Origin of the sequence: Pantoea sp. ICBG 1758, assembly GCF_002928325.1 — a bacterium.
GTDB classification, from domain to species: Bacteria; Pseudomonadota; Gammaproteobacteria; order Enterobacterales; family Enterobacteriaceae; genus Pantoea; species Pantoea eucrina.
Map to the genome: position 1 here is coordinate 116827 of NZ_POWL01000003.1, position 24347 is coordinate 141173.

The window sequence follows — 24347 nt, forward strand, 5'->3', positions numbered from 1 at the left end:
TTAAGTCCTCTCCGTCTTGCTCAACCACATTTCATCCATTGAGCCGCCCCGAATCTGCATCGGATAGACGTGCTCGCTGCCATCAACGGTGACATCCACAAACACCAGTCGCCCTTTTGCCAGCGTATCCAGCGCCAGCTGCAGCTTCTCTTCCAGCTCGGCCGGATGCTGGATAGCGATGCCGACATGGCCATACGCCTCAGCCAGGCGGACAAAATCGGGCAGCGACTCCATATAGGATTGTGAATGGCGTCCGGAATAGATCATATCCTGCCACTGTTTCACCATGCCGAGGAAACGGTTGTTCAGATTGAGCACCAGCACAGGCAGATCGTACTGCAGCGCTGTCGATAGCTCCTGAATGTTCATCTGGATGCTGCCATCGCCGGTGACACAGATTACCGTCTCTTCCGGCAGCGCCATCTTCACGCCCAGCGCAGCCGGCAGGCCAAAGCCCATGGTGCCAAGGCCACCGGAGTTGATCCAGCGACGCGGCTTGTCAAACGGGTAATAGAGTGCAGCAAACATCTGGTGCTGTCCGACATCAGAGGTCACGTAAGCCTCGCCGCCCGTCAGACGCGCGATTGTCTCTATCACCGCCTGCGGTTTGATCTTATCGCTGCTGCGATCGAACTCCAGACACTTACGGCTGCGCCAGGTTTCAATGTTCTGCCACCAGTCGCGCAGGCTGTCGTGCTGCTGCTGCGTGTCGCTCTGCGCCAGCAGCTCCAGCATCTGCACCAGCGTCTGTTTTGCATCGCCAACGATCGGAATATCTGCGCTGACCGTTTTTGAAATAGACGTCGGATCAACATCAATGTGCATGATGGTGGCATTCGGGCAATATTTTGCCAGATTGTTGGTGGTGCGATCGTCAAAGCGGACGCCGATGCCGAAGATCAAATCGGCGTTGTGCATCGTCATGTTGGCTTCATACGTGCCGTGCATGCCCAGCATGCCGACGCACTGACGGTGCGTGCCAGGAAACGCACCCAGCCCCATCAGCGAGGTGGTTACCGGGATGTTAAGCTGCTCAGCCAGCTGGCGCAGTTCCGCTTCGCATCCTGACGTGATCGCCCCGCCACCGGCATAGATTACCGGTTTATGCGCAGCCAGCAGCGTCTGCAGTGCACGCTTGATCTGACCTTTATGGCCCTGCAGGGTCGGATTATAAGAGCGCATGCTGACGCTTTCCGGCCAGGCATACGGCAGCTTGTTCGCCGGATTAAGGATATCTTTAGGCAGATCGATCACGACCGGGCCAGGGCGTCCGCTGGCCGCCAGCCAGAACGCTTTTTTCAGTACAGTGGGGATCTCTTCCGTGCTTTTTACCAGAAAGCTGTGTTTGACCACCGGCCGGGAGATACCGACCATGTCACACTCCTGAAACGCATCATAGCCAATCAGCGATGAGGGCACCTGGCCTGACAGGATGACCAGCGGAATCGAATCCATATAGGCGGTTGCGATACCGGTGATGGCATTCGTCGCCCCCGGTCCAGACGTCACCAGCACCACGCCAACTTCGCCGGTTGCCCGTGCCAGACCATCTGCCATATGCACTGCGCCCTGTTCGTGACGCACCAGTACATGGTCAATTCCACCGACCGTCTGCAGCGCATCATAGATATCGAGCACTGCTCCGCCCGGATAACCGAATACCTGTTTTACGCCCTGATCGATCAACGAACGGACGACCATTTCGGCTCCTGACAACATCTCCATTTTCTGCCTCCAGGCGTCAGAAACAGCCGCGACGGGCAGCGCTGTCCAGCGCACGGTGTCGCATCTGTTCCCTTATCGCCAATTAAGATCAAAATCTTATGTTTATGCTCAGAAGAAGGAATTCATTTCCGCCTTCCAGATATCGGGAATCTACCTGAATGAATTCTTTTGAGAGTAGGACGATTACCATAACCGCAGAGCCTGCGGGCTGCAAACTGCCAGGGCCTGCGACATGCGTTCTCTGACACGCAAGCCTCTGACGTGTCGGGTCAGGGTGCGATGAATAAACTAATCGGCAGGCATAAATTCAGAGGAATATGCTGGTCTGAAGATTATTTTCAGCGAGTTGTAAGAAATATATTTTTGTTATCGCCTGTTGCATCAGCCCACAATGTTTTTAACTTCTTTCTTTGCCGTGTGATTAACGTCAAAAATTGCCAGAGGCATTATATTATTCTGCCTTGCAGCCTGAGATTTGTATTTTCATCTGCCGCATACATTAAAATACAACAATAAAATCAACAAGTTAATCAAAATAATCGCTTTATGATAGCGTACATTACATCTGCCCCTGCGATGCAGCACGCTATTTTTTTCGCGATCCTCCACAGGCGTCAATATTTCCAGCAGATCGCGCTTTTGGCGTAAGAAAAATAGCCGCTGGTTCAGGGTTGACATCACATCGCCAATCCAGTACCAATATGTACAGCACACATTTTATGGGGTCTGATTCATGTTTCGTTCTTTCCGCCTACTCGGTCTACTACTAAACGCATCCAGTTTGCGCGGTAGACTCGTGGGCGAAATCAACAACTGATTCCAACCCGCTGAAAGTTAAAAACCCGCGCCAATGCGCGGGTTTTTTTATGCTCGTTGCACCGGCGAAGTTAATGCAAAAGGAAGATAACCATGAGCCAGCAAGTTATTATTTTCGATACCACTCTGCGCGACGGCGAACAGGCGTTACAGGCCAGCCTGAGTGTTAAAGAAAAATTGCAGATCGCCCTGGCGCTGGAAAGAATGGGCGTGGACGTAATGGAAGTGGGTTTCCCGGTCTCTTCACCCGGTGACTTTGAATCGGTACAGACCATTGCCCGTACGATTAAAAACAGCCGCGTCTGCGGGCTGGCGCGCTGTGTCGAGAAAGATATTGATGCCGCTTACGAATCACTGCGCGTCGCCGATGCGTTCCGTATTCACACCTTTATCGCTACCTCACCGATGCATATTGCAACCAAGCTGCGCAGCACGCTGCCGGAAGTGATTGAGCGCGCGGTGCACATGGTAAAACGCGCACGTAACTACACCGATGATGTGGAGTTCTCCTGTGAAGATGGCGGGCGCACGCCGATTGACGATCTCTGCCGCATGGTTGAAGCCGCCATCAGCGCCGGTGCTACCACCATTAATATTCCCGATACCGTTGGCTATACCCTGCCTGGCGAATACGCCAATATTATCGGGCAGCTGGTTAACCGCGTGCCTAACATCGACAAAGCGATTCTGTCAGTGCACACCCATGATGATTTAGGGATGGCAACCGGCAACGCTATTGCTGCGGTACTGGCGGGCGCGCGTCAGGTTGAAGGCACGCTGAATGGTCTGGGCGAGCGCGCCGGTAACTGCGCGCTGGAAGAGGTGATCATGGCGATCAAAACCCGCCAGCAGATCATGAACGTTCACACCGCTATCAACCACCAGGAGATCTACCGCACCAGCCAGATTGTCAGCCAGATCTGCAACATGCCAATTCCGGCGAACAAAGCGGTGGTCGGCTCAAATGCGTTTGCGCACTCCTCCGGCATTCATCAGGATGGCGTGCTGAAAAACCGTGAAAACTACGAAATTCTGACGCCTGAATCGATCGGCCTGCACAAAATTCAGCTGAACCTCACCTCCCGCTCCGGACGCGCGGCGGTAAAACATCGTATGGAAGAGATGGGCTATAAAGAGGCTGACTACAACCTCGACGCGCTGTATGACGCCTTCCTGAAGCTGGCCGATAAGAAAGGTCAGGTGTTTGACTACGATCTGGAAGCGCTCGCCTTTATCAACAAACAACATGAAGAGCCGGAATTTTTCCAGCTCAACGAATTCAACGTGCAGACCGGCTCCAGCGTCACGGCAACCGCTTCAGTCCAGCTCGGCTATGGTGAAGAGACCAAAGCGGATGCGGCCACCGGCAACGGTCCGGTTGACGCGGTCTATCAGGCGATCAACCGCATTACCGGCTTTGACGCCGAGCTGGTGAACTACAAGCTGACGGCGAAAGGTCACGGCGAAAATGCCCTGGGCCAGGTGGATATCGTAGTGAACTACAACGGACGCAAGTTCCACGGCGTAGGTCTCGCTACCGATATCGTTGAATCCTCTGCCAAAGCGATGATCAACGCACTGAACAACATCTGGCGAGCCCGACAGGTCGAAAAAGAACTGCAGCGTAAATTTAAAGAACAGAAGGAAACGGTGTAACTATGACTCACTCATATCATATTGCGGTCATGCCTGGCGACGGAATCGGCCCGGAAGTGATGGCGCAGGCGATGAAAGTGCTCGACGCGGTTCGCACCCGCTTTGGCATGCGTATCACCACCAGCGAATATGATGTTGGCGGTATCGCCATCGATCGTCACGGTGAACCACTGCCGCCTGCGACCGTAGCCGGGGCTGAGCAGGCAGACGCGATTCTGTTTGGCTCCGTTGGCGGCCCGAAGTGGGAGCATCTGCCGCCGGCTGGCCAGCCGGAGCGCGGGGCGCTGCTGCCGCTGCGCAAGCATTTCAGACTGTTCAGCAATCTGCGCCCTGCCGCGCTCTATAAAGGTCTTGAAGCATTTTGCCCGCTGCGCAGCGATATCGCGGCGCGCGGTTTTGATATTCTCTGCGTACGTGAGCTCACCGGCGGCATCTACTTTGGCCAGCCAAAAGGACGCGAAGGCAGCGGTGCACACGAGCGGGCATTCGATACCGAGGTTTACCACCGCTTTGAGATTGAGCGCATTGCACGTAACGCCTTTGAAGCCGCACGCAAGCGCCGGGGTCATGTCACCTCCATCGACAAAGCTAACGTGCTGCAGAGTTCGGTGATGTGGCGCGAAATCGTGAATGAAGTGGCAAAAGCGTATCCTGACGTGCAGCTGGCGCATATGTATATCGACAATGCCACCATGCAGCTGATCAAAGATCCGTCGCAGTTTGATGTCCTGCTCTGCTCCAACCTGTTTGGCGACATTCTCTCTGATGAGTGCGCCATGATCACCGGGTCGATGGGCATGCTGCCGTCAGCCAGCCTGAACGAAGAGGGTTTTGGCCTGTTTGAACCCGCTGGCGGCTCTGCGCCGGATATCGCCGGACAAAATATCGCTAACCCGATTGCCCAGATCCTGTCGCTGTCGATGCTGCTGCGCTTCAGCCTGAACGCCGCCGACGCGGCGAATGCTATCGAACAGGCGGTCAGCCAGGCGCTGGAAGCGGGCCATCGCACCCGCGATCTGGCGGGCGACGGCCCTGCTGTCAGTACGGATGAAATGGGTAGCCTCATCGCGGGCTTCATTGCCGGAGAAAAATAAAAATGAAAAGCTTATACCAGAAGTTATTTGACGCACATGTCGTTCACGAAGCGCCCGATGAAACGCCGCTGCTCTATATTGACCGTCACCTGATCCACGAAGTGACCTCCCCGCAGGCGTTCGACGGCCTGCGCGCGCACGGCCGTAAAGTGCGTCAGCCGGAAAAAACCTTTGCCACCATGGATCACAACGTTTCAACCCAGACGAAAGATATCAATGCGTCGGGTGAAATGGCGCGGATTCAGATGCAGGAACTGATGAAGAACTGCGATGAGTTCGGCATTCAGCTCTACGACCTGAACCATCCCTTCCAGGGCATCGTTCACGTGATCGGGCCGGAACAGGGCATGACCCTGCCAGGTATGACCATCGTCTGCGGCGACTCACATACCGCCACGCACGGCGCCTTTGGTTCACTGGCGTTTGGTATCGGCACTTCGGAAGTTGAGCATGTGTTTGCCACTCAGACGCTGAAGCAGGGTCGGGCGAAAACCATGAAAATCAATGTGTCGGGCGCCGCTGCGCCGGGCATTACGGCGAAAGATATCGTGCTGGCGATCATCGGTAAAACCGGCAGCGCCGGCGGCACTGGCTATGTGGTGGAGTTCTGCGGCCCGGCGATTGAAGCGCTGAGCATGGAAGGCCGCATGACGCTGTGCAATATGGCGATTGAGATGGGCGCGAAAGCGGGTCTGGTGGCGCCGGATGACACCACGTTCGCCTACCTGAAAGATAAGCAGTTTGCGCCGAAAGGCGACGACTGGGAGCAGGCCGTGGCCTACTGGCGCACGCTGAAGTCAGATCCGGACGCAGCGTTTGACAGCGTGGTGACGCTGAACGCCGCCGATATTGCCCCGCAGGTCACCTGGGGCACCAATCCGGGTCAGGTGATGGCGGTGGATCAGGCGATACCCGATCCCGCCTCGTTTGCCGATCCGGTTGAGCGCGCCTCCGCTGAAAAAGCGCTGGCTTACATGAACCTGCAGCCGGGCGTGAAGCTGACCGACGTGGCTATCGATAAAGTCTTTATTGGCTCCTGCACTAACTCACGCATTGAGGATCTGCGCGCTGCCGCGGCGGTTGCCAAAGGGCGTAAAGTGGCACCCGGCGTAGTCGCGATGGTCGTGCCGGGTTCCGGTCCGGTTAAAGCGCAGGCGGAAGCGGAAGGTCTGGATAAAATCTTTCTTGAGGCGGGCTTTGAGTGGCGTCTGCCGGGCTGCTCTATGTGTCTTGCCATGAACAACGATCGCCTGAATCCGGGCGAGCGCTGCGCCTCGACCAGCAACCGCAACTTTGAAGGCCGTCAGGGCCGTGGCGGCCGTACGCACCTGGTCAGCCCGGCGATGGCTGCCGCCGCAGCGGTCTCCGGCCGTTTTGCCGATATTCGTGAACTGACTCAGGGAGCTTAAGCGATGGCGACTAAATTTACGCAGCACACCGGTATTGTCGCGCCACTGGATGCGGCCAACGTGGATACCGATGCCATTATTCCAAAGCAGTTTCTGCAGAAGGTCACCCGCACCGGCTTCGGTGCCCACCTGTTTCACGACTGGCGTTTTGACGATGATGCCGGCACACAGCCTACCGCCAGCTTTGTGCTTAACAAGCCTGAGTTTGCCGGTGCCAGCATTCTGCTGGCGCGCGAGAACTTCGGCTGCGGCTCCTCCCGTGAGCACGCCCCCTGGGCGCTGACCGACTTCGGTTTCCATGTCGTCATTGCGCCAAGCTTTGCCGATATCTTTTACGGCAACAGCTTTAACAATCAGCTGCTGCCGGTGCGACTGAGCGAAGAGGATGTTGACGCACTGTTCCGGCTGGTTGACGCCAGTCCGGGCATGCGCTTTACGGTGGATCTGGAAGCACAGACGGTCACGGCAGGCGATAAGATCTATACGTTTGAGATCGACAGCTTCCGCCGCCACTGCATGATTAACGGCCTGGACAGTATCGGCCTGACGCTGCAGCATGAAGAGTCGATCGCGCGCTACGAGCAGCAGCAGCCCGCTTTCCTGCGATAATGATTAAACGCCGCTACGTCAGGTAGCGGCACGCTTTACGCGCCGGCGATCTCCGTCGCCGGCTTCACATCGCGCACGCGCGCGACCAGCAGCAGCGCCAGCACGGACATGCCCAGCGCCACCTGATAAACCGATTCATGCCCGAAGCGCTCGCTCAGGATCCCCTGCAGCAGCCCGGCCACGATCAGCCCGGTGGAGATGGAGGTGGTAAACAGCGTTGTTGCCGCGCCCGCCCGGCCGGGCATCAGATCCTGAAACCAGAGCATGCCAATACCGGCGATAATGCCGATAAAAGCGGCGTTAAACAGCTGCAGCAGCATCAGCGCAGTTTTTGAGGTAAACAGCACCAGCCCGAGATAAAAGAGAATTGCTGCCACGCCCGCCACCAGCATCAGCGCACGCTTGCCGACGCGCTTCGCGTAAAAGCCCGCCAGCAGCATAATCGGGATCTCCAGGCCGGCGGCCGTTCCCATCAGCAGGCCCGCCAGCTTTTCAGGCAGCCCCAGCGTGTTGCTCATGTAGAGCGGCATATCAATAAAGTACATGGTGTTGCACGCCCACATGATTACTGAGGCGATAAACAGCAGCATCACCTGCGCATCTTTCCACGGGCTGACCTGCAGCAGCAGCTGCTCCGGCGTCGCCACCACGCGCGGTACCGACGGCAGGCCGCGCCAGATCAGCAACATACTCAGTAAAAACATGCCCGCCACCACGGCGAACAGCGTGACGAAACCGAAATTGAGCGCCAGCGCAAATGAGAGCGGCGGACCGATGACCCACGCCAGCGACAGCTGCGCCCGCATCACCGAACTGAACATCACCACTTCACGCGCTGATGCGTCCGCGTACTCCCGCGCCAGCGCAAATATCTGCGGCATTGCGACGCTGGCCAGCGCGGAGAGCAGCACGCCCAGGCTTATCAGCGTGGCGTAGTGACGGTTAAACGCAAACAGCAGCGCGTTCAGAATAGCCATCAGGCAGCAAAAGAGGATCAGGTGGCGCCGGTCGCCGCGCGTGTCGGAGCGCTTTGCTACCAGCATACTGATCACAATGCCGCCGAGTGCGTTAATGGTGAAAAAGAGCCCGACCCAGAAGGGGCGTACCTGCACTTCGCGGGTCAGAAACAGGCTGAGGGTCGGTGCCTGCAGCGCACCCGCAACGCCCGCCATAAAGGTGACAGCCATAAAAGCGAGATAGACCGGATCGGGGCGGCGCTGCCGCGTTAACAGCGACTTCATGCAGAAATCCCTTTGGAAAAAACAGAAAAGAGTAGCGAAAGAGCGTAGACGATTTCACACCGCTATGAAAAAAGCCAGCAGAGAAAAATCTGCTGGCGGTGTAATTGCACCCTACTCAGAAAAATGTGCCACACGGGCGACACAGCTGGTTGAGCGCCACCCGGATCGGGTGCCTCCCGCTCTTCCATTGAGTGGCAGTATGCCTCTATTATAGGGCAATAAACACTGAGCGAAATCGCCACGGAGTTCCCCTTTTATGCCTTCGGCCCGTCTGCAGCAGCAATTTATTCGTCTCTGGCAGCAGTGTGAAGGTCAGGATCGGGCGACAACGCTTGATGCACTGGCCAGCACTCTGCACTGTTCGCGGCGCCATATGCGCAACCTGCTTCAGGCGATGCAGCGTGAAGGCTGGCTGACCTGGCAGGCTGAGGCGGGACGCGGAAAGCGTTCGCAGCTGCGCTTCCGCTGTACCGGTCTGGCGCTGCAGCAGCAGCGTGCAGAAGCGCTGCTGGAGCAGGACGGTATTGACCAGCTGGTTCAGCTGGTTGGCGACAAAGCGCAGGTGCGGCAGATGATTGCCGCCCACCTGGGCCGCAGCGTGCGTCAGGGAAAACATATTCTGCGCGTGCTTTACTACCGTCCGCTGCAGAACCTGCTGCCCGCCTCGCCGCTGCGCCGCTCGGAAACGCATCTGGCCCGCCAGATCTTCAGCGGCCTGACGCGCATAAATGAGGAAAACGGGGAAATTGAACCCGATATTGCTCATCACTGGCAGCAACTCTCCGCGCAGCAGTGGCGCTTTTATCTGCGTCCGGCCATCCGCTTTCATCACGGGCGCGAGCTGGAGATGGCAGATATTCTTGATTCGCTGCAGCGCAGCGCCGCTCTGCCGCTGTTTGCGCATATCTCGCAGCTGCACTCGCCGGCGCCCTGGACGCTGGATATCACTCTGACCCAGCCTGACAGCTGGCTGCCATGGCTGCTGGGCAGCGTCAGCGCCATGATCCTGCCGCGCGAATGGCCGTCCCTGCCCGACTTTGCCCGTCAGCCTGCCGGCTGCGGCCCTTACAGCGTGGTACGCAATCAGCAGACGCAGCTGAAAATTGCCGCGTTTGATGACTACTTTGGTTACCGGGCGCTGATTGACGAAGTCTCAATCTGGGTGCTGCCGGAAGTCAGTGACGAGCTGGTCTACTCTGGCGTAAAACTGCAGGGCAGCGAGGCGGATGAGATAGCGGAAGAGAGCCGTCTGGAGGAGGGCTGCTACTTCCTGCTGTTTGACCAGCGCTCCGCCTGGGGACGCCATGCCCGGTTCCGCCGCTGGGTCAGCGATCTGCTTAATCCGGTTACCCTGCTGCATCATGCCGATCCCGGCTATCAGCGTTACTGGTTTCCTGCCTGGGGCCTGCTGCCGCGCTGGCACCATCGCCGCGATCTGCGGGCGGCGGACAAGCCGGAAGGTCTGACCCGACTGACGTTAAGCTGGTACAGCGACCACGTCGAGCATGAAGGCATCGCCAGCGCGCTGCGTCCCCTGCTGGCGCAGCAGGGGGTGGAACTGATCACCCGGGTGGTGAACTACGAAGCGTGGTTTGCCGGCGCCGGAGAGAGCGATATCTGGCTCGGCAGCGTTAACTTCACCCTGCCGCTGGAGTATGCGCTGTTTGCGCAGCTCTATGAGCTGCCGCTGATGCAGCACTGCATTCCGCTGGCGTGGCATGAGGATGCTGCGCGCTGGCGTGAGAAACGCCTGCCGCTGGCTGAGTGGGCGCGCCAGCTGGTAGATCAGGACTGGCTGCATCCGCTGTTTCACCACTGGCTGCTGCTGGAAGGCCAGCGCAGCATGCGCGGCGTACGGCTGAACACGCTGGGCTGGTTCGATTTTAAATCTGCCTGGTTTGCGCCGCCGGCGTTATGACGCTTTCACGCCGTGGCGGAAATGTCTACACTAAGCCGTTCTCAACGGGGTGTCTGCGTCGTCAGGCTGAGAGAAACCCGTCGAACCTGATCCGGTTAATACCGGCGTAGGGATTTGAGATGTGCCAGCCTCAGATCCTTTGCGACTCACTCATATCCTCTCCTTAAGGAGCGCAAAGTGTTAAAGAACGTTCTGCCTGTCCTGCTGCTGTTGTCCGCACCGGTATTCGCCGCCAGACCGCTACTGACCGTCTATACCTATGATTCGTTCGCTGCTGAATGGGGCCCTGGGCCGGCAGTAAAGAAAGCGTTTGAAGCGGAGTGCGGCTGCGAGCTGCGCTACGTGGCGCTGGAGGATGGCGTCTCGCTGCTCAACCGTCTGCGCATGGAAGGGAAAAACAGTAAAGCGGACGTTGTGCTGGGACTGGATAACAACCTCCTGCAGGCGGCGGAGAAAACCGGCCTGTTTGCTAAAAGTCAGGTCGATACCGCGGCGCTGCAGCTGCCTGAGCGCTGGCAGAACGACACCTTTGTTCCTTTCGATTACGGCTACTTCGCCTTTGTGTATGACAAAAACCGCCTGAAGAATCCGCCCGCAAGCCTGCAGGAGCTGGTTGAAAGCCCGGAGAAATGGCGCGTTATCTATGAAGATCCGCGTACCAGTACGCCAGGCCTCGGCCTGCTGCTCTGGATGCAAAAAGTGTTTGGCGATCGCAGCGACGCGGCGTGGCAGAAGCTGGCGGCGAAAACCGTTACCGTCACTAAAGGATGGAGTGAAGCGTACGGCCTGTTTCTCAAGGGCGAAGGCGATCTGGTGCTGAGCTATACCACGTCGCCCGCTTACCACATTATTGAAGAGAAGAAAGAGAACTACGCTGCTGCCACCTTCAGTGAGGGGCACTACCTGCAGGTCGAAGTCGCCGCCCGGCTGGCCGGCAGTAAACAGCCAGCGCTGGCACAGCGTTTTATGCAGTTTATCGTCAGCCCCGCTTTCCAGCAGACGATCCCCACCGGCAACTGGATGTACCCGGTGATCAAAAGCGATTTGCCGGCTGGCTATCGGGCGCTGAACGTGCCGCAAAAAGCGCTGCAGTTTTCACCGGCAGAAGTGGCTGACCAGCGCGCCGCGTGGATCAGCGCCTGGCAGCGGGCTGTCAGCCGCTGATGCCCGGCTGGCTGATACCCGGCGCGCTGAGCGCGCTGCTGCTGTGCGCCGTGGCGCTGCTCGCTCTGGGGGCGCTGCTGACGGCGGCCCCGCTGCCGGACATGCGCAGCCTGCTCAGTGACAGCTATCTGCACCACGTGCTGGCGTTCTCATTTGAGCAGGCGCTGCTCTCGGCACTCTGCTCCGTGCTGCCGGCCGTGCTGCTGGCGCGCGCGCTCTATCGCCGCCGCTTTCCTGGCCGCGCGCTGCTGCTGCGTTTATGTGCGATGACGCTGGTGCTGCCGGTGCTGGTGGCGGTATTTGGCCTGCTGAGCGTCTACGGCCGCAGCGGCTGGCTGGCACAGCTCTGCACGCTGCTGGGTATTCCCTACCACTTCTCTCCCTATGGCCTGCAGGGTATTTTGCTGGCGCACGTCTTTTTTAACCTGCCGCTGGCCACGCGCATGCTGCTGCAGGCGCTGGAGAGCATTCCGCCGGAGCAGCGTCAGCTGGCGGCTCAGCTTGGGCTGCGCGGCTGGAATCTGTTCCGGCTGCTGGAGTGGCCCTGGCTGCGTCGCCAGATCCTGCCGACCGCGGCGCTGATCTTTATGCTCTGCTTTGCCAGCTTCGCCACGGTGCTGGCGCTGGGCGGCGGGCCACAAGCGACCACGCTGGAGCTGGCGATCTACCAGGCGCTGAGCTTTGATTACGATCCCGGCCGCGCCGCGCTGCTGGCACTGCTGCAGCTCAGCTGTTGTCTGCTGCTGGTGCTGCTCAGTCAGCGCTTCAGTAAAGCGATCCCTGCCGGCAGTCAGACGCTGCAGGGCTGGCGCGATCCGCAGGATAGCGGGTTTGCACGCGTCAGCGACACGCTGCTGATTGCTCTCGCGCTGCTGCTGCTGCTGCCTCCGCTGGCAGCGGTGGTGGCCGATGGCGTGCGCGGCGGTGTGGCCGGCGCACTGCAGCAGCCGGCGCTCTGGCAGGCCACGCTGACCTCGCTGCGCATCGCCCTTGGCGCGGGCGCACTCTGTGTGATCCTGACAATGATGCTGCTGTGGAGCAGCCGCGAGCTGCGTCAGCGCCAGCGTCGGGCGAGCGCACAGGCGCTGGAGCTGAGCGGCATGCTGATTCTGGCGATGCCGGGCATCGTGCTGGCCAGCGGCTTTTTCCTGCTGTTTACCGCTACCTCCGGGCTGCCGGCGCGTGCCGACGGGCTGGTGATCTTTACCAATGCGCTGATCGCCATTCCCTACGCCATGAAAGTGCTGGAAAACCCGATGCGCGATATCGCCGCACGCTATGCGCCGCTCTGCGCCTCGCTCGGTCTCTCCGGCCTCAATCGCCTGAAGCTGATTGAGCTGCGGCTGCTGAAGCGTCCGCTGGCGCAGGCGCTCGCCTTTGCCTGCGTACTCTCGATTGGCGACTTTGGCGCAGTGGCGCTATTTGGCAACGCCGATTTCCGCACCCTGCCCTGGTATCTTTATCAGCAGATCGGCGCCTATCGCGGTGCCGACGGTGCCGCGACCGCCCTGCTGCTGCTGCTGCTCTGCCTGTTACTTTTTACTCTGATGGAAAAACTGCCGGGACGCCATGCTGACACTCACTGATCTTACTTACCTTTATCAGCATCTGCCGATGCGTTTCAGCTTCAGCGCTCAGGCGGGTGAACGGCTGGCGATACTTGGCCCGAGCGGCGCCGGTAAAAGCACGCTGCTGAGCCTGATCGGCGGCTTTCTGCCGGTCAGCCACGGCACGCTGCTGATTAATGGCCGCGATCACACCCGCAGCGTACCGGCGTTGCGTCCGGTCTCGATGCTGTTTCAGGAGAACAATCTCTTTCCGCACCTTTCGGTACAGCAGAATCTGGCCCTGGGTCTGCATCCGGGCCTGAAGCTCACGCGCGACCAGCAGCAGCAGCTGAGGGAGATTGCACACCAGACCGGACTGCATGATTTACTGACGCGCTTGCCTGGCGAGCTCTCCGGCGGCCAGCGGCAGCGGGTGGCGCTGGCGCGCTGCCTGCTGCGCAACCAGCCGGTACTGCTGCTGGATGAGCCTTTTTCGGCGCTCGACCCGGCGCTGCGCCGCGAAATGCTGCAGCTGGTGCGCACGGTGTGTGACGCACGCAATATCACGCTGCTGATGGTGTCGCACAGTCTGGAGGATGCGCAGCAGATTGCCGCACGCAGTCTGGTGATTGCTGATGGCCGGATCGAGTGGGATGGTGAGACGGCGGCGCTGCTTCGGGGTGAGAGCAGCAGCGCCGCGCGCCTGGGTATTACGCCAGCTTAAGCGAAGAAGACTTTCCAGAGCAGCTGCAGGAAAACAGGCATCATCGGATGAAACAGCAGCGCGATAAACGCGGCGCTGCCCGCTACGGCCATCAGCGGCGCCAGCCAGCGCAGGCGCGCTTTCGGCAGGTAGCGGGTTGCCCAGTCGCGCGTTTTGTCACTGCGCCACCAGCGCCAGAGCAGCCATCCGCCCAGCCAGAGCAGAATCGTTACCAGCAGCAGCAGCCATTTAAAGCTGTCGCCCTGCGCCTGCGGCACATCAATGGCCACACCGGCGAGGATCCCCGGCAGCAGATAGGCGGGCGGCCACAAAATACAGCCGATGATATTGGGCGGCAGAAACTTCCGCACCGGCAGCTCAAGCATGCCGGCCGCCAGCGGGATCAGCGGGCGTGTCGGGCCGACAAAGCGCCCCACCAGCACGGTAAACATGCTGTGCTGATGCAGCGCATGCTCGGTCTTATCCAGCAGGCTTTGATACTTTTTCAGATACTTCCAGCGGTGCAGCGGCCCCTGAAACTTCCAGCCGATACCGTAGGAGATCCAGTCGCCCAGCAGGCAGCCAATCAGCCCCGCCGCCCACGCCGGATAGAGGCCAATCTGACCGCTGCCCACCAGCGCCCCCAGGCTGGCCATCAGCACGGTGCCCGGCAGCAGCAGACCCACAAACGCCAGTGATTCAAGAAAGGTCACCAGAGCGACGGCGAACAGCGCGTACTCCAGCGATTGCGTAAACAGGTGTTGAATCCAGGCTTCCATAGCTATCCTCTGCGGAATATGAAGGCTGGATTGTCCTGAGCCTGCGTCAGGGCGTCAAGCTTTTCCCGCTGCGCTGCAGAGAGTTGCCGACACTGTATAAACATCCATGATATACTGCGCATAATTTCTACTCCGGAGTCACCGTGACAGAACCGCGCGCAGGCTATCTGCTGACCCGTCACTGGCGGGATACCCCTTCAGGCAGCGAGATCACGCTGTGGCTGGCAACCGATGCCGGGCCGCAGCGGCTGGTGCTGCCCGCGCAGGAGTCAGTGGCGTTTATTCCGGAAGCGTTCCGCCGTCAGACCGAAGCGCTCATCCGCGACGAAGCCCATACCCGTCTGCAGTCGCTGACGCTGAAGGATTTCCATTATCGTCCGGTGTTTGGCCTCTATTGCCGCAGCCATCGTCAGCTACAGCAGCTGGAGAAACGTCTGCGTGAGAACGGCATCAGCGTTTATGAAGCTGATATCCGGCCACCCGAGCGCTATCTGATGGAGCGCTTTATTACCGCCCCGGTCTGGTTCAGCGGCGAGCCGCGCGGTGAGACTCTGATCAACGCCCGCCTGAAGCCGCATCCCGACTACCGGCCGCCTCTCCGCTGGGTGTCGCTGGATATTGAAACCACCGAACGCGGCGAGCTTTACTGTATCGGGCTGGAAGGCTGCGGTCAGCGTCAGGTGTATATGCTGGGCCCGCCCAACGGCGACGCCAGCGCGCTCAGCTTTGAGCTGATTTACGTTGAGAGCCGCCAGCAGCTGCTGGAGCAGCTTAACGCCTGGTTCGCGCGGCACGATCCCGATGTGGTCATTGGCTGGAACGTGGTGCAGTTCGATCTGCGGGTGCTGCAAAAGCATGCCGATCGCTACGGCATTCCGCTGCGCCTCGGCCGTCAGCAGCAGCCGCTGGAGTGGCGTGAACACGGCTTTAAGCCGGGCATCTTTACCGCCCAGCTCGCCGGCCGCGTCGTGATTGACGGCATTGAAGCGCTGAAGTCTGCCTACTGGGATTTTCCCTCTTTCAGTCTGGAATCCGTTGCGCGCGAGCTGCTGGGTGAAGGTAAAGCGATCAATAATCCGTGGCAGCGCATGGAGGAGATCAACTGGCGCTTTGCCCATGATAAACCCGCGCTCGCGACCTATAACCTGAAAGATTGCGAGCTGGTGACGCGCATTTTTCACCATACCGCCATCATGCCCTTTTTACTGGAGCGGGCCAGCGTTAACGGCCTGGCGCTGGATCGGCACGGCGGCTCGGTTGCGGCGTTCAGTCATCTCTATATTCCGCGTATGCATCGTGCGGGGTATGTAGCGCCCAATCAGGGCGACGTGGCGCCGGAGGCGAGTCCCGGCGGCTATGTGATGGACTCCCGTCCCGGCCTCTACGACTCCGTGCTGGTGCTGGATTACAAAAGCCTCTATCCCTCCATCATCCGTACTTTTCTGATTGATCCCGTCGGGCTGGTTGAGGGCCTGGCCCATCCGTCTGACGCAGATTCTGTGCCTGGCTTTCGCGAAGCGCGCTTCTCGCGCCACCTTCACTGTCTGCCTGACATCGTGGCGCAGATCTGGCAGGGGCGTGAAGCCGCAAAGCGCGACGGCAACGCCCCGCTCTCCCAGGCGCTGAAAATCATCATGAACGCCTTTTACGGCGTGCTGGGTACCAGCGCCTGTCGCTTCTTTGATTCACGCCTCGCCTCCTCCATCACGCTGCGCGGCCACGCCATTATGCAGCAGACGCGGGCGCTGATTGAGGCGGAAGGGTTTACGGTGATCTACGGTGACACCGACTCCACGTTTGTCTGGCTGCAGGGCAAATATAGCGAGGAGCAGGCAGCGGCCACCGGCCAGCGGCTGACGACGCTGATCAACCGCTGGTGGCAGCAGCATCTGCAGCAGACGCTCGGCCTGACAAGCGCGCTGGAACTGGAGTATGAGACGCACTTCAGCCGTTTTCTGATGCCCACCATTCGCAACGCCGAACAGGGCAGCAAAAAGCGCTATGCCGGGCTGACCGGCAGCGGCGCGCAGCAGAGGCTGGTGTTTAAAGGGCTGGAGTCGGTACGTACTGACTGGACGCCGCTGGCGCAGCAGTTTCAGCAGCAGCTCTATGGCCGTATTTTCCGCGGGGAGCCCTGGCAGGATTATATCCGTGAAACTGTCGCACAGCTGATGGCCGGCCAGCTTGACGATCTGCTGGTGTATAAAAAACGCCTGCGGCGACCGCTGCATGAGTATGAGCGCAACGTTCCGCCGCACGTGCGCGCGGCGCGTCTTGCCGATGAACATAACCGCAGGCTGCAGCGTCCGCTGCAGTACCAGAAAGGCGGTTCCATTCGCTATGTGATAGCGACCGCCGGGCCGGAGCCGCTGGAGGTGCGTACCACGCCACTCGACTACGATCACTACGTCAGCAAACAGCTGCAGCCGATAGCGGATGGCATTCTGCCGTTTGTCGGCGACGACTTTGCTACACTGATTACCGGGCAACTGGGGCTTTTTTGACAGGTGACGAATGCCCTGCCATCCAGTACCATAGCGCCCTTCCTGTATTTCAGCATGCACAACCTGACCAGACATCTGTCTGGCGCTTTGTTATTGCCTGAGAGCAGGCGAACGTCTTTAAGTCATTCAGAGAATCGAGCAAAAAATATATGGTATTTACACTGGGTCAACGCTGGATAAGTGATACGGAAAGTGAACTGGGACTGGGTACGGTCGTGGCGCTGGATACGCGCATGGTCACGCTGATGTTTCCCGCAACCGGCGAGAACCGCCTCTATGCCCGTCATGATTCTCCGGTCACCCGCGTGATTTTCAATCCGGGTGATACCGTTACCAGCCATGAAGGCTGGCAGATGCTGGTTGATGAAGTGCGGCACGAAAATGAGCTGGTGACCTACATCGGTACCCGCGCTGATACTGAAGAGAGCAACGTGGTGCTGCGCGAAGTGATGCTGGACAGCAAGCTGGTCTTCAGCAAGCCGCAGGATCGCCTGTTCGCCGGTCAGCTCGATCGCATGGATCGCTTCGCCCTGCGCTTCCGCGCGCGCAAATACCAGAGCGAGCAGTATCGCCTTGCCGTCAGCGGCCTGCGCGGCATGCGCACCAACCTTATCCCGCACCAGCTGCATATCGCACACGATGTGGGCCGCCGCCACGCGCCGCGCGTGCTGCTGGCAGATGAAGTCGGCCTGGGTAAAACCATTGAAGCGGGCATGATCATCCAGCAGCAGCTGCTGGCGGGGCGCGCCGATCGCGTGCTGATCGTGGTGCCGGAAACGCTGCAGCATCAGTGGCTGGTAGAGATGCTGCGCCGCTTTAACCTGCGCTTTGCTCTGTTTGATGACGATCGTTATACCGAAGCGCAGCACGACAGCGACAATCCGTTTGAAACAGAACAGCTGATTATCTGCTCGCTCGACTTTGTGCGCCGCAATAAACAGCGTCTGGAACTGCTGGCGGATGCGGAGTGGGATCTGCTGGTCGTGGATGAGGCGCACCACCTGGCGTGGAGTGAAGCGGCACCCAGCCGCGAATATCAGGTAATTGAACAGCTGGCGGAGAACACGCCGGGCGTACTGCTGCTTACCGCCACGCCGGAACAGCTGGGGCTGGAGAGCCACTTTGCCCGTCTGCGCCTGCTCGATCCCGATCGCTTTCACGATTTCAGCCAGTTTGTCGCCGAGCAGCAGCACTATCGTCCGGTGGCCGATGCCGTCAGTTCACTGCTGGCGGATCAGGCGATCAGTAAAGATGAGATGAACCTGATCAATGAGCTGATTGGCGAGCAGGATATCGAACCGCTGCTGCAGGTTGCTAACAGCGACCGCGACGGTAAAGAGGATGCGCGCAAAGAGCTGGTCTCAATGCTGATGGACCGCCACGGCACCAGCCGCGTTCTGTTCCGTAACACCCGTAACGGCGTGAAGGGCTTTCCAAAGCGCGAGCTGCAGCAGATCCGTCTGCCGCTGCCGGCGCAGTATCAGACAGCGATCAAAGTCTCCGGCATTATGGCGGCACGCAAGTCGCCGGAAGAGCGCGCCCGGGACATGCTCTATCCGGAGCAGATCTACCAGGAGTTTGAAGGCGACAGCGGCACGTGGTGGAACTTTGATCCGCGCGTTGAGTGGCTGATGGGCTATCTCACCAGCAACCGCAAAGAGAAAGTGCTGGTGATTTGCGCCAAAGCGGCCACTGCGCTGCAGCTGGAGCAGGTGCTGCGCGAGCGTGAAGGTATTCGCGCGGCGGTGTTCCATGAAGGTCTCTCCATTATTGAGCGCGATCGTGCGGCGGCGTTCTTCGCCTCGCAGGAAGAGGGCGCGCAGGTGCTGATCTGCTCGGAGATCGGCTCTGAGGGCCGTAACTTCCAGTTCGCCAGCCGGCTGGTGATGTTCGATCTGCCGTTTAACCCCGATCTGCTGGAGCAGCGTATCGGACGCCTCGATCGTATCGGTCAGCTGCACGATATCCAGATTATGGTGCCCTGGCTGGAGAAAACCGCGCAGGCGGTGCTGCTGCGCTGGTATCACGAAGGGCTGGACGCGTTTGAGCACACCTGCCCTACCGGCCGCGCTATTTATGACGCTGAATATAACCAGCTGATTGAGTTCCTGGCGGCACCGGAAAACCCGCAGGGTCTCGATGAGTTCATCCTGAAAAGCCGTAAGCAGCATGATGCGCTGAAAGCGCAGCTGGAGCAGGGCCGCGACCGACTGCTGGAGCTTAACTCCAACGGCGGCGAAGCGGCGCTGGCGCTGGCTGATGCCATTGCAGCTCAGGATAATGATACCGAGCTGGTAAACTTTGCGCTCAACCTGTTCGACATTGTCGGCATCAATCAGGAGGATCGCAGCGACAACCTGATTGTTCTGACCCCTTCCGATCACATGCTGGTGCCCGATTTTCCCGGTCTGCCGGAAGATGGCTGTACGATTACCTTTAACCGTAATCAGGCGCTGTCGCGCGAAGATACGCAGTTCATTACCTGGGAGCATCCGCTGATCCGCAATGGTCTGGATCTGATCCTCTCCGGCGATACCGGCAGCTGCGCCCTGTCGCTGCTGAAGAACAAGGCGCTTCCGGTCGGTACGCTGCTGGTTGAGATGATCTATGTAGTTGAGGCGCAGGCGCCGAAACAGCTGCAGCTTACCCGCTTCCTGCCACCGACGCCGGTGCGCATGCTGATGGATCGCGCGGGTAATAATCTGGCGGGCAAAGTGGAGTTTGAGAGCTTTAACCGTCAGCTTAACGCAGTTAACCGCCACACTGGCAGCAAACTGGTCAACGCTGTCCAGCAGGATGTGCATGCCATTCTGACGCAGGCGGAGCAGGCCGTGGTGCCGGAAGCGCAGGCGCTGATTGCCGCGGCGAAAGCGGAGGCGGATGAAAAGCTGAGCGCAGAGCTGTCGCGACTCCAAGCACTGCGCGCCGTCAATCCCAACATCCGTGACGATGAGGTTGAGGCGCTGGAGAGCAATCGTGCGCAGGTGCTGGCCAGCCTGAGCGAGGCGGGCTGGCGTCTCGATGCGCTGCGCCTGATCGTCGTAACGCACCAGTAAGCAGGCGAGACTGACATGCTGATGGAACCCTACAATCCGCCGTCCGAACCCTGGCTGCATATTCTGTATCAGGACGCGCACATTATGGTGGTCAACAAACCGAGCGGATTGCTCTCGGTGCCGGGCCGGCTGGAGGAGCACAGGGATAGCGTGATGACGCGCATCCAGCGTGATTTTCCGCAGGCGGAATCGGTGCACCGGCTCGATATGGCGACCAGCGGCGTGATTGTGGTGGCGCTGAATAAGGCGGCAGAGCGCGAGCTGAAGCGTCAGTTTCGCGAGCGTGAGCCGTCAAAGCACTACGTGGCGCGCGTCTGGGGCCATCCGGCAGCGGAAAAGGGCCTGATCGATCTGCCACTGATTTGCGACTGGCCGAACCGGCCAAAGCAGATGGTGAGTCACGAACTGGGAAAACCGGCTCAGACGGAGTATGAAGTGCTGGAGTATGCCGCCGATAACAGCGCGCGCGTGCTGCTGAAGCCCATTACCGGTCGTTCACACCAGCTGCGCGTGCATCTGCTGTCGCTGGGACATCCGATCCTCGGCGATCGTTTCTATGCGCATGAGGCGGCGCTGGCGATGGCAGCGCGTCTGCAGCTGCATGCGGAGTCGCTGACCATTACCCATCCGGTATTTGGCAGCAGCATGACATTTCGGCAGCCAGCGGAGTTCTGACCTGCGTCACCCCGCCCTCTTTCCGGTAAAAAGGGCGGGATGCCCGGGCTATTTAAACCCTTTCTCTTTGCGGATCAGGTCGTATGCGGCCTGAATCTCCTGCGCTTTCTGTTTCGCCATCTCCATCATTTCCGGCGGCAGACCTTTCGCCACCAGCTTATCGGGATGATGTTCACTCATCAGCTTGCGATAGGCGCGTTTAATGGTGGTGTTATCATCACTGCTTTTCACGCCCAGTACGCTGCAGGCGTCTTCCAGCGTGGGTCCGCGCTTCGTCTGCTGCCAGCCGCCGCCTGAGGCCCCGGCGCCGCCAAACTGCTGGCCGCCTTCCATCATGCGCAGAAACTGATCGAACTGCTGGCGTGAAATCCCCAGCTCTTCGGCAATCACATACAGCACCTGCCGCTCGTTCGGATGCAGCGAACCATCCGCAAATGCCGCCTGAATCTGAATTTCCAGAAACATCCGAATCAGATCGAAGCGGCCAAAACAGGCGCTGCGCAGCTCACGCAGTTTGTTACGCAGCGGATAGTCGCTCTGTTTCCCTTCGCGAAAGGCGCGCTGCGCGGCAGTGCGCGCCTCCCCGTGCAGCTGCATACGATCCATAAACAGCGACGCAATCTGAATATCCGCCTCGGTGACGCGCCCTTTCGATTTGGTCAGATGCCCCATGATCTGAAACGTCGTGCTGAAAAACAGCGTCTGCCGCGACTGATTATTGGCAAAGTATCCCTGCCCTTTTACGCTGCGCACTTTATCAATCAGATGACCAATGATCAGACCCAGGACAATGCCCCAGAACCCCGCGCCTGACATCACGCCAAGCGCAAGACCAATAACTTTTCCCCAGTAGCGCATAAACTCCTCAATTCGCCATGCTTGTGGCTGAAAATTGCATTATCATACCTGTCATTTATCTCCGCGCCTAACGGCAACGCAGACAGAAAAGGATTAACGCTGGCACTACGCCGGGCGGTAAGTTAGTCTCTGTCCGGATTGTCGGCATGATGCCAGTGTCCATGGAATTATCGAAACCGCGTATGAAAAAACGTATACCTACCCTGCTGGCAACCATGATTGGTGCCGCACTTTATAGTCAGCACGCGCTGGCCGACGATTTGATGTCGCAGTGTATGCTGGGCGTGCCAAGCTACAACCGCCCGGTTATCAATGGTGACGCTAACTCCCTGCCGGTAACCATCAATTCCGATTCGGCAAAAGGCAATTATCCGGACGATGCAGTATTCACCGGTAATGTCGATGTGCAGCAGGGTAACAGCCGTCTGCGCGCTGACGAAATGCAGCTGCATCAGCGTCAGCAGGAGGGCCAGACCGCGCCGGTACGCACCGTGGATGCACTGGGCAATGTGCACTATGACGATAATCAGGTCATCCTGAAAGGTCCGAAAGCCTGGTCCAATCTGAACACCAAAGACACTAACGTCTGGAACGGCAACTACCAGATGGTGGGTCGCCAGGGACGCGGTGATGCCGACCAGATGAAGCTGCGTGGCAATAACCGGTATACCATCCTCGAAAATGGCACTTTTACCTCCTGTCTGCCGGGCTCTAACAGCTGGAGCGTGGTGGGATCAGAGGTGATCCAGGATCGTCAGGAAGAGGTGGCGGAGATCTGGAACGCGCGCTTCAAACTCGGCAATGTGCCGGTGTTTTATAGCCCTTATCTGCAGCTGCCGATCGGCGATCGTCGTCGCTCCGGTTTCCTGATCCCGAATGCGAAATATGGCAGTAATAACGGCTTCGAGTTTATGCTGCCGTACTACTGGAATATTGCGCCGCAGGCGGATGCCACGCTGACGCCGCACTATATGAGCAAGCGCGGTACGCAGCTGCAAACGGAGTTCCGTTACCTTACGGTGTTTGGCGCCGGCCTGATGGAGCTGGATTACCTGCCGTCCGATAAGCAGTATGAAAAAGATCGCGCGGCGCGCTCTTCTATTGAAGACGATCAGGACTCTAAACGCTGGCTCTTCTTCTGGCGCCATTCAGGCGTTTACGATCAGCACTGGCGCTTTGCGGCGGATTATACCAAGGTCAGCGATCCCTACTATTTCAACGATATCGACTCGAAATATTACAGCTCGACCAATAACTATGCGACGCAGAAATTCAGCATCGGCTACGCGGATACCAACTGGGATGCGACGCTGTCGACCAAAGATTTCCAGGTCTTCGGCAATACCAGCTCTGCCAACGTCTACCGTGCTGCGCCGCAGCTTGACGTTAACGCCTACCAGAATGATATCGGTCCGTTTGATGGTCGCGTCTACGCCCAGGCGGTGAAGTTTACCAACGTCAGCAACCGGATGCCGGAAGCGACGCGTCTGCATATTGAGCCGACGCTGAATCTGCCGCTCTCCAACGGCTGGGCCAGTCTCGATACCGAAGCAAAACTGCTGGCGACGCACTATCAGCAGGACAACATCGAAAGCTATAACACCCGTTTTAATCCCGACGCCACAAACAACAACAGCGGGCGGCTGAAAGATTCCGTAAACCGTACGCTGCCGCAGTTTAAAGTGGATGGCCGTCTGGTATTTGATCGCGATATGGACTGGTCGCAGGGCTATACCCAGACGCTGGAGCCGCGCGTTCAGTATCTCTATATTCCGTATCGCGATCAGAGCAACATCTATCCTTACGACTCTACGCTGCTGCAGACCGACTATACCGGCCTGTTCCGCGATCGCACCTATAGCGGTCTCGATCGCATCGCCTCCTCGAATGAAGTGGCAAGCGGCGTAACAACACGCATTTATGACAACGATCTGGTTGAACGTTTTAACGTTTCTGTAGGTCAAATCTACTCGTTTACTCCGTCGCGTACCGGCGTAAACCAGACAAATAAAGAAGATGATACCGGCAGCCTGGTATGGGCTGGCGACACGTACTGGAAAATCAGCGATCGCTGGAACGTGCGTGGCGGACTGCAGTATGACACCCGTCTCGACAACGTTTCACAGGGTAATACGGTACTGGAGTATCGCCGTGATGCCGATCGCATGCTGCAGCTGAGCTATCGCTACAGCAGCCCGGAATATGTCGCGCAGGCGCGTAACAACGCCAGCCTGATCAATAATCCGATTTATAAAAATGGCATTTCGCAGGTCGGTGCAACCGGCAGCGTACCGATTGCCGATGCCTGGTCGCTGGTGGGGGCGTACTATTATGATACCCGCAACAGCCGTCCGGCAGAGCAGCTGGTAGGCGTGCAGTACAGCTCCTGCTGCTACGCTATTCGTCTGGGTTACGAGCGCAAGATTAACGGCTGGGAAAACAACGACAGTAAATATGACAACCAAATCTCGTTCAACATTGAGCTGCGTGGCCTGAGTTCCAACTACGGCTTAGGCACTAATGAAATGCTGCGTCAGGGCATTATTCCCTATCAGCGCGCATTCTGATGTTGTGATGTTTGACAGGCGATCCC

General features: G+C 58.7%; 17 protein-coding genes and 1 riboswitch. Of the genes, 13 read left to right on the plus strand and 4 right to left on the minus strand.

Annotation, left to right across the window (positions count from 1 at the left end; genetic code table 11):
* Complete coding sequence (gene ilvI, locus C1Y41_RS12300) at nucleotides 1-1725, minus strand: acetolactate synthase 3 large subunit (RefSeq protein ID WP_039382556.1); 1725 nt, start codon at nucleotides 1723-1725, stop codon at nucleotides 1-3.
* Nucleotides 1726-2458: 733 nt separating this feature from the next.
* On the opposite strand from ilvI, the gene leuL reads away from it, so the two are divergent.
* From leuL to leuD, 5 genes are all read left to right on the plus strand, one after another.
* Complete coding sequence (gene leuL, locus C1Y41_RS20455; protein ID WP_108569992.1) at nucleotides 2459-2542, plus strand: leu operon leader peptide; 84 nt, start codon at nucleotides 2459-2461, stop codon at nucleotides 2540-2542.
* A gap of 92 nt (nucleotides 2543-2634) precedes the next feature.
* On the plus strand, nucleotides 2635-4197 hold the full coding sequence (gene leuA, locus C1Y41_RS12305) for a 2-isopropylmalate synthase (protein WP_039382552.1): 1563 nt from the start codon (nucleotides 2635-2637) through the stop codon (nucleotides 4195-4197).
* A gap of 2 nt (nucleotides 4198-4199) precedes the next feature.
* The gene (gene leuB, locus C1Y41_RS12310) at nucleotides 4200-5291 is read left to right on the plus strand and encodes a 3-isopropylmalate dehydrogenase (RefSeq protein WP_039382550.1); all 1092 of its coding nucleotides are present in this window, start codon (nucleotides 4200-4202) and stop codon (nucleotides 5289-5291) included.
* 2 nt (nucleotides 5292-5293) lie between these two features.
* Nucleotides 5294-6700 carry a 3-isopropylmalate dehydratase large subunit gene (gene leuC / locus C1Y41_RS12315; RefSeq protein ID WP_039382549.1) on the plus strand — a complete coding sequence of 469 codons (1407 nt, stop codon included), beginning with the start codon at nucleotides 5294-5296 and terminating at the stop codon, nucleotides 6698-6700.
* A gap of 3 nt (nucleotides 6701-6703) precedes the next feature.
* A complete protein-coding gene (gene leuD, locus C1Y41_RS12320; RefSeq protein WP_104085543.1) occupies nucleotides 6704-7309 on the plus strand; it encodes a 3-isopropylmalate dehydratase small subunit in 606 nt (201 codons plus the stop codon).
* Between the two features lie 35 nt (nucleotides 7310-7344).
* Here leuD and C1Y41_RS12325 read toward each other — a convergent pair whose 3' ends face one another.
* Nucleotides 7345-8550: an MFS transporter gene (locus C1Y41_RS12325; protein ID WP_104085544.1), complete on the minus strand. Its 1206-nt coding sequence runs from the start codon at nucleotides 8548-8550 to the stop codon at nucleotides 7345-7347.
* A gap of 256 nt (nucleotides 8551-8806) precedes the next feature.
* Here C1Y41_RS12325 and sgrR point away from each other — a divergent pair, with 256 nt between their 5' ends.
* The 4 genes from sgrR to thiQ all read left to right on the plus strand — a co-directional run bounded on the left by sgrR (nucleotide 8807) and on the right by thiQ (nucleotide 13903).
* Nucleotides 8807-10468 carry an HTH-type transcriptional regulator SgrR gene (gene sgrR, locus C1Y41_RS12330; protein WP_104085545.1) on the plus strand — a complete coding sequence of 554 codons (1662 nt, stop codon included), beginning with the start codon at nucleotides 8807-8809 and terminating at the stop codon, nucleotides 10466-10468.
* A 35-nt stretch (nucleotides 10469-10503) separates the two neighbouring features.
* A riboswitch (TPP riboswitch) is annotated at nucleotides 10504-10599 on the plus strand.
* A 46-nt stretch (nucleotides 10600-10645) separates the two neighbouring features.
* A complete protein-coding gene (gene thiB, locus C1Y41_RS12335) occupies nucleotides 10646-11632 on the plus strand; it encodes a thiamine ABC transporter substrate binding subunit (protein ID WP_039382540.1) in 987 nt (328 codons plus the stop codon).
* Nucleotides 11608-13218 (plus strand): thiamine/thiamine pyrophosphate ABC transporter permease ThiP, encoded by a 1611-nt coding sequence (thiP, locus tag C1Y41_RS12340; RefSeq protein WP_104085636.1) that lies wholly within the window; start codon nucleotides 11608-11610, stop codon nucleotides 13216-13218. The genes thiB and thiP overlap by 25 nt, the downstream gene beginning before the upstream one ends.
* Nucleotides 13202-13903: a thiamine ABC transporter ATP-binding protein ThiQ gene (gene thiQ, locus C1Y41_RS12345; protein WP_039382537.1), complete on the plus strand. Its 702-nt coding sequence runs from the start codon at nucleotides 13202-13204 to the stop codon at nucleotides 13901-13903. The genes thiP and thiQ overlap by 17 nt, the downstream gene beginning before the upstream one ends.
* Here the strand turns inward: thiQ and C1Y41_RS12350 are convergent.
* On the minus strand, nucleotides 13900-14661 hold the full coding sequence (locus tag C1Y41_RS12350; protein WP_039382534.1) for a DedA family protein: 762 nt from the start codon (nucleotides 14659-14661) through the stop codon (nucleotides 13900-13902). The genes thiQ and C1Y41_RS12350 overlap by 4 nt on opposite strands.
* Nucleotides 14662-14804: 143 nt before the next feature.
* Here C1Y41_RS12350 and polB point away from each other — a divergent pair, with 143 nt between their 5' ends.
* The 3 genes from polB (at nucleotide 14805) to rluA (ending at nucleotide 20896) form a co-directional block, all read left to right on the plus strand.
* Complete coding sequence (polB, locus tag C1Y41_RS12355) at nucleotides 14805-17165, plus strand: DNA polymerase II (RefSeq protein WP_104085546.1); 2361 nt, start codon at nucleotides 14805-14807, stop codon at nucleotides 17163-17165.
* A 149-nt stretch (nucleotides 17166-17314) separates the two neighbouring features.
* Complete coding sequence (gene rapA / locus C1Y41_RS12360; RefSeq protein ID WP_104085547.1) at nucleotides 17315-20221, plus strand: RNA polymerase-associated protein RapA; 2907 nt, start codon at nucleotides 17315-17317, stop codon at nucleotides 20219-20221.
* Between the two features lie 15 nt (nucleotides 20222-20236).
* On the plus strand, nucleotides 20237-20896 hold the full coding sequence (gene rluA, locus C1Y41_RS12365) for a bifunctional tRNA pseudouridine(32) synthase/23S rRNA pseudouridine(746) synthase RluA (protein WP_104085548.1): 660 nt from the start codon (nucleotides 20237-20239) through the stop codon (nucleotides 20894-20896).
* Between the two features lie 48 nt (nucleotides 20897-20944).
* Here rluA and djlA read toward each other — a convergent pair whose 3' ends face one another.
* Nucleotides 20945-21754: a co-chaperone DjlA gene (gene djlA / locus C1Y41_RS12370; RefSeq protein ID WP_039382525.1), complete on the minus strand. Its 810-nt coding sequence runs from the start codon at nucleotides 21752-21754 to the stop codon at nucleotides 20945-20947.
* Between the two features lie 182 nt (nucleotides 21755-21936).
* Here djlA and lptD point away from each other — a divergent pair, with 182 nt between their 5' ends.
* Complete coding sequence (lptD, locus tag C1Y41_RS12375; protein WP_052246515.1) at nucleotides 21937-24321, plus strand: LPS assembly protein LptD; 2385 nt, start codon at nucleotides 21937-21939, stop codon at nucleotides 24319-24321.
* The last annotated feature ends 26 nt before the right edge of the window (nucleotides 24322-24347 follow it).